This is a genomic window from Armatimonas sp. (genome assembly GCF_031410135.1).
GTDB lineage: Bacteria > Armatimonadota > Armatimonadia > Armatimonadales > Armatimonadaceae > Armatimonas.
The window spans coordinates 1-7,107 of sequence record NZ_JANNYP010000178.1; the positions used below are offsets into that span (position 1 = coordinate 1).

The 7,107-nt window shown below is 58.3% G+C and carries 6 protein-coding genes; 3 read left to right on the forward strand and 3 right to left on the reverse strand.

Annotated elements, in window-relative coordinates; translation table 11 throughout:
- Positions 1–42: 42 nt before the first annotated feature.
- Genes hisH through RMO15_RS06355 form a run of 3 tightly spaced genes read right to left on the reverse strand, consistent with a single transcriptional unit; the run spans position 43 to position 3,676 of the window.
- Positions 43–648 (reverse strand): imidazole glycerol phosphate synthase subunit HisH, encoded by a 606-nt coding sequence (hisH, locus tag RMO15_RS06345; protein ID WP_309709400.1) that lies wholly within the window; start codon positions 646–648, stop codon positions 43–45.
- A complete protein-coding gene (hisB, locus tag RMO15_RS06350) occupies positions 648–1,241 on the reverse strand; it encodes an imidazoleglycerol-phosphate dehydratase HisB (RefSeq protein WP_309709403.1) in 594 nt (197 codons plus the stop codon). Before hisB ends, hisH begins: the two co-directional genes overlap by 1 nt.
- Positions 1,238–3,676 (reverse strand): NB-ARC domain-containing protein, encoded by a 2,439-nt coding sequence (locus tag RMO15_RS06355; protein ID WP_309709406.1) that lies wholly within the window; start codon positions 3,674–3,676, stop codon positions 1,238–1,240. The genes hisB and RMO15_RS06355 overlap by 4 nt, the downstream gene beginning before the upstream one ends.
- A gap of 81 nt (positions 3,677–3,757) precedes the next feature.
- Between RMO15_RS06355 and RMO15_RS06360 the strand changes: the two genes are divergently transcribed.
- The 3 genes from RMO15_RS06360 to RMO15_RS06370 form a co-directional block, all read left to right on the forward strand.
- The gene (locus RMO15_RS06360; protein ID WP_309709409.1) at positions 3,758–5,365 is read left to right on the forward strand and encodes a hypothetical protein; all 1,608 of its coding nucleotides are present in this window, start codon (positions 3,758–3,760) and stop codon (positions 5,363–5,365) included.
- Positions 5,362–6,006 (forward strand): pentapeptide repeat-containing protein, encoded by a 645-nt coding sequence (locus RMO15_RS06365; RefSeq protein WP_309709413.1) that lies wholly within the window; start codon positions 5,362–5,364, stop codon positions 6,004–6,006. The genes RMO15_RS06360 and RMO15_RS06365 overlap by 4 nt, the downstream gene beginning before the upstream one ends.
- A 2-nt stretch (positions 6,007–6,008) precedes the next feature.
- Positions 6,009–7,107: hypothetical protein (locus tag RMO15_RS06370; RefSeq protein WP_309709416.1), on the forward strand; the 1,099-nt coding region annotated here is incomplete at its 3' end.

The following is a 7,107-nucleotide window of genomic DNA, read 5'->3' on the forward strand; positions in this document are numbered from 1 at the left end:
CGGCGAAGCGAGGCACGAGCGGAGACGGGGGGAGGGCCATTTCTAGAGCCTCGCGAAGTTGTCGAGAATCTTCAGGCCGATCTTGCCGGACTTCTCGGGGTGGAACTGGACGCCGTGGATATTGCCAACAGAGACGGCGGAGCAGTAGGTCAGTGTGAACTCTGTCTGGGCGGCGACGACGCTTTGGTCTTCCGGAGCGCAGTAGAAGCTGTGGACGAAGTAGACCATCGCGCCAGGCTCTAGGCCGGTCATGAGCGGGCTCTCTTTGGGGAAAGTGAGTGCGTTCCAGCCGATCTGCGGGATCTTGATGCCGGGAGAGTCGGGAAAGCGGGTGACACGACCGGGGATAAGGCCAAGGCCGGTGTGCTCGCCCAGCTCCTCGCTGGCGTCAAAGAGGAGCTGCATCCCGACACAGATTCCTAGAAACGGTTTGCCCGAGTGTGCAGCATCCAGAGCCACTTGCTCCAGACCGCGCTCGCGTAGCGTTTTCTCTGCTGCCCCAAACGCCCCAACTCCCGGCAGGATGACTTTCTCGGCGGACGCAATCTCGCCCGGATCGCTGGTGACTTTGATGGCATGGCCCAAGAACTCGAAGGCTTTCTCTACCGAGCGCAGGTTGCCCACGCCGTAGTCCATCAGCGCAATCACTAGAGCACGCCCTTGGTGGAGGGAATGCCAATCACGCGGTCATCCAGAGCGACCGCTTGGCGCAGGGCACGCCCGAAGGCTTTAAACGCGGCCTCGGCGATATGGTGGGCGTTCTTGCCAACAATCAGGCGGATGTGTAGGTTCAGCCCGGCCTCACGGGCGACGGCATGAAAGAACTCCTCGACCAGCTCGACCGCGAACGTCCCGATGCGCGTGTCGGGGAACTCTAGGGCGATATGCGCTCCGCCACGCCCGGAGAAGTCTAGGGCGCAGAGGACGAGAGACTCGTCCATCGGTACGGTCGCGTCGCCGTAGCGCACCATACCCTTCTTATCGCCCACAGCGGCTTTTAGCGCCTGGCCGAGGCAGATTCCCACGTCCTCAACGGTGTGGTGGTCGTCAATGTGGTAGTCGCCCTTCGCCGTGATGCTTAAATTAAGTAGCCCGTGCCGTGCGACATGGGTGAGCATGTGATCGAAGAAGCCGACGCCGGTGGCAAGCTGGCTGGAGCCGTCGCCATTGAGGTCCAGCGAGAGCATGATATCGGTCTCGGAGGTCTGGCGGGAGAGAGAAGCGGTTCGTGGTGCGCTCATACAGTAGGCAGTATATCGCGGTCTTTCTTCGGGCGAAGATACTCTAGAGTCTGGGTGATGCTCCATGTTCGCCCTAGGCTAATGGCAGCCTCGAAGTCGGTCTCACCCAGGATGCCACGCAGCTGCGCTATATCTGTCTGGCGAAAGTCAAACTCTGGTTGCTCGGTGGTGTGCCCATGGTAGGTCTCGCAGCTCAGGCTTGCCCCAAAGAGGCGGGCTGCTTGAAGGAGATCGCCCTCACGAAGGGCCAGCATCGCAAAGTGGATCATGGTGTAGGCATGGTCGCGGTGGTACTCGCGCTCTAGGTCATCCGTGAGCTTCTGCTCAAGGTGTGCTCGTGCGCTGGTGAGCCTGCCTTCCAGGAGGTCTATCACCGCAAAGGTAGCCGTTTGGTAGGCAGGAACCTTGGTGAGAGAGCGTGCTTGTGTCAGAGCATCCCGTGCCTGAGTCAGCTTGCCCTGGGCGATAAGAGCACACGCGAGATTGGTGAGGGCAGATGCCTGCTGCTCTCGGGAGCTTGCCTGTTTATAGGCCGCCTCGAAGAGCGTGGAGGCTCTCTCGGGTTGCCCTTGGTTCAAAGCCAGCATCGCTTGTACACTCAATCTCAGACTGAGAGTCTCTTCATCCTGCTCCATTGCCAGAATGAGGTTCATGGCTCTGTGGGCACTCTCCCAGTCGGCAGTAGTCTGGCACAGGCTACAGTAGGTATTCAAAAACAGGATGTTCTGTGGCGTGGGCTCGGGCGACATCGATAAGGCGAATGTCGCTTGGAATTGCTGCTGTTGCTCCCGAAAATACGAGCGTGTTTCCCAGAAGGTTGTTAGCTTATTGCAAAACTCCACCGCACGCTCAAGCTGATCGGTTCGGCAAAAGTGGAGCGCTTGGCGAAGATTGTCTTGTTCCGGGGCGAGGCGCTGCGCCCAGAGGTGGGTCTGGGGGCTCAGCATTCCGGGGCTTGTCTGGGCCAGGGCGAAGTAAATATCGAGGTGCCGTCGCCGTAGCGCGAGAACCTGCGCCTCAGGGAGCTCGGCGAGCCTCTCCAGAGCGAACTCGCGGATCGTCTCCAGGAAGCGGTAGCGTGTGGCATGCGCCAGATAGTCCACCTGCACCAAGCTCTTATCTACCAGCGCCTCAAGGAGCGCGAGAGTGCCCTGGCGATCCCCCCGCAGCTCGGCTGCCAGGGTTGCGGTCCACCCGCCCTGGAAAATGGCAAGCTGGGTAACCAGCTGCTGCTCGGGCGCACTGAGGAGATCGTAGCTCCAGGCAATGGTGGCACGGAGGGTCTGCTGGCGGGGAGCTGCCCCACGGTTTCCCGGAGCAAGTACCTCCAGCGAGGACTCCAGGCGCTGCACCAGCTCGCTGAGGCTCTGTTGCCGGAGCTTTGTTGCGGCCAGCTCTAGGGCAAGGGGGAGGCAGTCCAGTGCTTGGCAGAGCCGGACAAGGAGGGGATGTTGCTCCAGTGAGGGCTCCCAGCCGGGCTGGACGCGTGTGGCTCCCTCGCAAAACAGAGCAATCGCCTCGTCCTGGGTAAGGCAGGGAACCGGCACCAGAGTCTCTCCCATGACATGGAGCGGCTCCCGGCTGGTCGTGACGATCGTCAGCGGAGGACAGGCACTCAGGAGCTGGCGGGCGACTTGTGCTGCTCCCTCCACCAAGTGCTCACAGTTATCCAGGCCCAGAACTAGCGGACTCTGTCGCAGTGCGAGGATCAGTGCTTCGGTATTCTGAAGGCCCAGAGTGGTTGCGATCCGGTCTGCGATTTTATCCGACTCGGTGAGGGCGGCAAGCTCGACCCAGGCAACGGCGCTTCCCTTTGCCTCTAAGTCGCGCAGGAGCTCGAGGGCGAGGCGTGTCTTGCCTACCCCCCCGGTTCCCACAAGGGTCAGCAGGCGAGATCTCTTCAGCAGCTCCGGGAGGCTCTCGCGGAGCGCACCGCGCCCTAGAAAGGGAACGAGCGCAGCAGGTAGTGGCTCTAGGTTAAGGGAAGCTCTCGGGAAAGCAAGCGGCAGTGCCTCCGCCAGACTCTGACGAAGCGCCAGCACCCAGTCGTCGTAGAAGCCAGGGAGGAGTCGCTCGGTGTCGAAGCCTATGGGTAAGCTCTCAAGATCGGTGGTGTAGGCGGCTAGCTCTAGCCCGATGCTATCGCGGCTGGCACGGAGAAGGCTTCCCTTTGGCTGATCGAAATCCCGCTCCAGCGCATTTCGCAGATGGCTCAGCGCCATGGAAAGCGCATGGCGCGCCGGGTATAGCTCCAGATCGGGCCAGAAAAGCTCCAGGAGCTTCTCTCGACTATGGTTGCCCGGATGCGTGACGAGATAGGCAAGGAGGGTCGCCGCCTTGCGTGTTGGGAATGTGGTCCGTGTCGTTGGCCCGAGCCGCACCGCCAGTCCATCGGTGAGAGTTATTTCGTACAGAAAACGTTCCCCCTTTGTCACCCCATGAGTATATCGGAAACTCTCTTTCTTTAGAGAGACTTATGAGAGACTTGTGAGAAACTGCCTTGATAGAGTGGCCCCATGAAGATTTCCATTTCTTGCCTGGCAGGTTTCTTGAGTCTAGGGCTTCTCCCCGTGCAAACCTATGCACGGGATCAGGCATCCATGACAGCCCTAATGGGACAGCTAACACCTTCGTATGTCGACAAAATCAAAGGGAACAACGATGCGCTGAAGCTGCTACTGCTCGGGCCCTTCGAGGCTGATTGGAGTAAGGCGAAGGAGTGCCTGCTCTTTGATAAGTGGCCTCAGAGTGTGAAGGTGAAGGCTCCGCAGCACGACGTCGGGCTGAAACTCATGGCCGAGCTTGTACGGATGCGCTCCGTGATCTGCAATGGGGTGGCGACGACAACTCAGACGGGCATTAGGGGCCAGTTGCAAAATGAGCGGAGCCCACTGCCGGAGCTTACGAGTGCGTTTCAGAAGGAAGCCGAAACGGGGACAGACGAGCAGCACTTCAAGCCGCTCACTTCTACGGGTGCCGAGAAGCTCACCTCCGATATTGATGTCGCCTCTAACGGGCTGAACACGGAGATCGGAGTACGGCTCTTCAACGCGAAGTTCCGGACGACGCTCGGGGTTGTCTGGGACCCGGCAACCGTGTTCGACTACAATATCTACGCCGCCGACTGGATCTTTCCTGCAAATTTTGTCGAAGTGAAGAGCGGCGGTGCCACCAAGCTAACGCCACTGCCTGAGCAGATTCTGGTGAAGGACGCAGGCGCTACGCCCACCGACGACCAGCTGCTCCAGACCGAGCGCGCCATAATCTTTGAAAAAGCCGCGCTGATGCATCTCAGGCGCAGCTGTACACTCTCAGAGTGGAACGAATATCTGAAGCAGCGAGCGGGCGAGGGGGCCAAGGTCGTCACTCTGCTACAGTCGGTTAACACGCAGTTCAACGCATTTAGCGCCGAGGTCACCACGCAAGTAGTCCAGCTCCGTCGCTCTATCCCCCCCGTGCAAGGTAGCCTCTGGCCCAGCTCCTATTACGAGGAAGCACTGGAGACACGCGCCCGCAACGAGCTCTACACAACGCGCCTCCTCCGGGTGAAGGCTCTACGCCTTAGCTACAAGCTGCTCAAAGAACAGACTTCGAAGTCAGGCTCCGACCGCCAGAAGATGTCTCTGCTGGCCAAACAACTGACTGAGGCTCTCACCGAGGCGATCTTCTTCGCCAACGAGGTCTACGCAACCGAGGGCGCCACGCTTCACGCCACGCAGGCGCTCCAGAAAGTCGCCAAAGAGAAGGCGAAAGGCAATACGCTTGAGGTGATCCTGACGGCCCCGCAGTATGAGCAAGCCTTTCATGAGAACGTCGGCGATGCCCTGCATAGCCTGAACCACTACGAGAGTACCCCCGCCTACGCGGCGTACCGGGCAGGAAAGTACATCGAGCGGATGCTTATAGCGGGGGAAGTCCTCGCCCGTGCGAATCCGACAGATGCAAACTATAAGCTACTGAAAGCACTGGCCGACCAAGCGGCAAAAGTGAAGGAGAGCCCCGTCGGCGATGATCCCGTAGAGATCGCGAAGAGCTTCAACACGTATAGTACCGTTGCGAACCTGAAGTTGCGTGCGGCGATCCTGCGGTTCGGTGCAGAGCTACCTGGAAAGATTCGACGATGAGCACCTCCTCCGCTTCCGCCTCGCTGGCCGCTCTCCTGCGCCGAGATGTCGCCGCGTTCAACCGTACGACAGCAAGTCCACGCGCTGAGGCTCCTCTTGACCTACGCAACACCGATCTGCGCGGCGTTGACCTGCGCCTGGCGAACCTAGACAGTGCCGATCTCACCAGCGCGGATCTGGGAGGCGCTGATCTTCGGGGAGCCCAGCTCACCAGTGTGGTGCTTGAGGCCGCCAACCTACAGGGCGCACAGCTCGGGGGGGCGACCCTCATGTTCTGCAATCTGGTGGGAGCGGACCTGAGCCACGCCGATCTCACCGCCGCAACGCTGAAGTTCACGCGCCTGGAAAACGCGGAGCTTAGTGGCGCACACTTCAACGATGCCCACGCTGACGGTTGCGACGGCTCGCGTGTCAATGCCATCGGCACACACTTCGACGGCGCGGAGCTAAAAGATGTCCTGCTGAACTTCGCTCGCCTCGCGGGCAGCAGCTTCCACCAGGCACGTCTCACGACGTGCTCCTTTATCGAGGCCGACCTCACCGAGGCGAGCTTCGAAGACGCCACCCTGTCCGACTGCACCGATATGAACTCGTTCGCAGACGGCACTTCCTTCAATCCCAACAAGAAAGGTTCTTTATAAAAATGAAAAACAATCTAACTCCCCTCCTTCCCCTCGTCGCTTTGCTTGCGACAGCAACCATCGTTCAGGCCCGCCAGGCGGATACCCGAACGCTTGATCAGAAGGTAATGGACACTATTACGGCTGAACTCCGGAGAACGGTTGGGGAAAATCCCAAGCGAGTCGGTAAAGTCGGCAGCTCGACTCTGATTCTCTATCGGCCAGGAATCATGATCTCCATCCCCGAGGATAAAAAAGACGTCCCTGGGTACGTGGAAGAGTATCTTAGCGTCATCTGTAATTCACTACCTGCCGCCAGCCTGTTCTTTGAGGCAACCTCACAAAACCTTGAGGATGTCTGGGCAGCGATCCTTGGAATGAAAGTGACACCCCAGAGCGATCCGTCTCCGGAGGAGGAAATGGAGCGCGAAAGGCTTAGAATATGGCTAGCGGTAGTTCCAGACCCGAATAAGATAACGAGTTTAGGTCAACCCGAGAGCCGTTTTGAGCGCTATATAAGATACTTAGCGGCTAAAGATGACGCTTTTCTTACTCTTGAGAATGAAAGAGATACGGCATTAAAAAATAAAACACGACTTAATCCAAAATTTGCAAGAGAGGTTCTTTCCACAAAATCTCAATTAGAATCAACATCCGGTGGAGATATGTTTGAGGTTGTCAAGAAGAAGGAAAAGTTGGACGAATTGCTGGGAAAAGACCCTGCCTACTTCTTTGGTAAACTTCGAGAAGGGTATGATAGCACCTATAAAGTGACAGGATCTACGGGGAAAATTGTCCACAAGCTCGAACTCTATCCGGCGATGTCAGAGTGGGAGAAAGGCGGAGGTTGGTCAAAGGTCAATCTCAGTAGCTCTGATTTCGCATCAAGTGACGTAAAAACGTCGGTAACAATGAAAATGAGTGCACAGAAGCTCTTTGGCCTCTTCTCACTCGGTGGTGGCGGATCAGCTAGCAAGCAGACCCGAGATTACAATGAGCAATCTAGCTCCTACGGGATCACCGCCGAAGTAAAGCGCGTGATGATCTATCGGCCCTGGTTGAATTCTATCGTATTTACGGGTGGCTTCTGGGGATTCGGAGCGCCTGGAGAGACGGAAGCTG

Coding starts and splice junctions, on each gene's coding strand:
- hisB (WP_309709403.1), bottom strand. CDS start 1,241: ATGAGCGCACCACGAACCGCTTCTCTCTCCCGCCAGACCTCCGAGACC.
- RMO15_RS06360 (WP_309709409.1), top strand. CDS start 3,758: ATGAAGATTTCCATTTCTTGCCTGGCAGGTTTCTTGAGTCTAGGGCTT.
- RMO15_RS06365 (WP_309709413.1), top strand. CDS start 5,362: ATGAGCACCTCCTCCGCTTCCGCCTCGCTGGCCGCTCTCCTGCGCCGA.